Source organism: Ferroplasma sp. Type II (assembly GCF_000496155.1).
Map to the genome: position 1 here is coordinate 3,388 of NZ_KI542713.1, position 1,823 is coordinate 5,210.

Sequence of the window (1,823 nt, forward strand, 5' to 3'; positions counted from 1 at the left end):
TTTAATGTATGCAATGGCAAATCCAGTGAATATGTATACACCACTGATGTGGGTGGTACAGGGACATACTCATACACATGGAATCCTAATATGGCTGGGGATATACACTTCAGTGTAGTGTATGTGGCATGTGTTAAGGGCAAAATCCGGCTTGATAAGCATGAACTTTTACCTCCACCTCCTAATCCTGTAGAGAGACAATGCAAAACACTGGGGACATCCTCACTGGTAGTCCATAATTCGTGGGCACTCTCAGGGAATACATATGCAACAATGTCTGATGGGCGCGCAGATCTGTATATCAATGTAACGCATTATTCTTCAGAATATAATATTCCCACAGAACTGTGCTTTATTGCAGAGCATGGAAGTGATATAAGCACATTGAATAGTATATCAATAAATGGAAAGGGCACCTATAGGTACAGCTACACCCCTTCAAGTGCATTAAACTGCTGTTTCTTTGCAAAATACCTTTCAAGTGCAGGTTCTTCCAGTCATTATTCTACATTCGGAATGAGCATTGTGAATGTGAAATCTAATGATTACATAGGCTATGATGGGAATAATACCATATACCTGTCATCACCGCATTCCGGCAGTTATATGGTTTATGGTTACTCTAAGCTTCCAGATGTTGAACAAAGCATAGATAAATGCGGTGGAAGCAACATTGAATTTGAGAATGACAGTGTTGTTATGGAGCCAAGTTACATTGTTTGTAACGACAGTGGACAACTTAAGATCAATATAGCAATTATAGCTGCAGGCGCATCCAATGATTTCTGCACCCTGCCATCAGAATACTCACCATCCACGGTTTATACCGCTGCGTATCAGAGACTTGGGTTAACAACTGATGGTGTACCATCCGGGGCTATCAGCTGTATCAATACAGGAAAAAACTCAGGCATCAATGTAACTGGACCAAACGAAAAGGGAAAAACACCCAGTGAAGCATTTGAGGGCATACTTATAAACCTTGTCTCGCTTGCACCATGGGCAGGGTATTTTACATCGCAGGAATCAATATACCAGGATCTGTACGCCCTTTCGGGTGTTGACAGTTACTCCCTTAGTGTGCATGGCAACGGGACTATCTATCAAAATTATGAAATAGATGGTGGCAACGCATGTGTCGACAGCAAAGGTAAAAATGTATTCGGAAGTGTTGAGGATACAACTATTTCCATACCACTTAATGAATTAAAACATTCATTCAAAATAAATGCGTTTTCTACAAATTATTATGAGTGCATTGGTCCTACAGGGATAATCAAGAGTGCGAATGCGTCAGAGGCTATAACTACTACTCCTTCCTCGGCAATATACGGCACAGTGGGATTAAAGCCCGGCATGCTCAGATGGGAATCACAATTATGATACATCACTTAACTCCAGTGTTTATATAAAAAGTGTAAATAGTGGTGATTTCTTCAAGGTTCCTATAAAAAATGGACATTATTTATTCTTTGCAAAGCCAGATACAAAATATGAATTATTTTACAGAAGTGGATCTAATTTTGAAAAGTTTAAAAATAATTCTGGTTCAATTATTTCTTATATAAACTCTCAAAATCCAGGGCAATCTAACTCAATAAATTTATATGAGTGATTTCACATGAACCTAAAATCCCATTATAAAATAATAATTTCGATTATAATTGTGATAATACTATTCCTGCCACTGATTATCTACTATTACCCATACAATAATACAGAATACAACAATAATGGTGAAAGTGTTGATGTAAAATATTTCCATAACGAATACTCAATATATGCCTGCATGTTCAACTCTAATTATTCTGCAAGTTCTTATT

2 protein-coding genes are annotated in these 1,823 nt (G+C 37.6%); both read left to right on the forward strand.

The features are described from left to right. The coding region (locus tag AMDU4_RS05870) for a hypothetical protein (RefSeq protein ID WP_290704352.1) at nucleotides 1–1,383 on the forward strand (1,383 nt) is incomplete at its 5' end. Between the two features lie 238 nt (nucleotides 1,384–1,621). Then, a partial coding sequence (locus tag AMDU4_RS05875) for a hypothetical protein (protein ID WP_021787065.1) occupies nucleotides 1,622–1,823 on the forward strand: 202 nt, incomplete at its 3' end.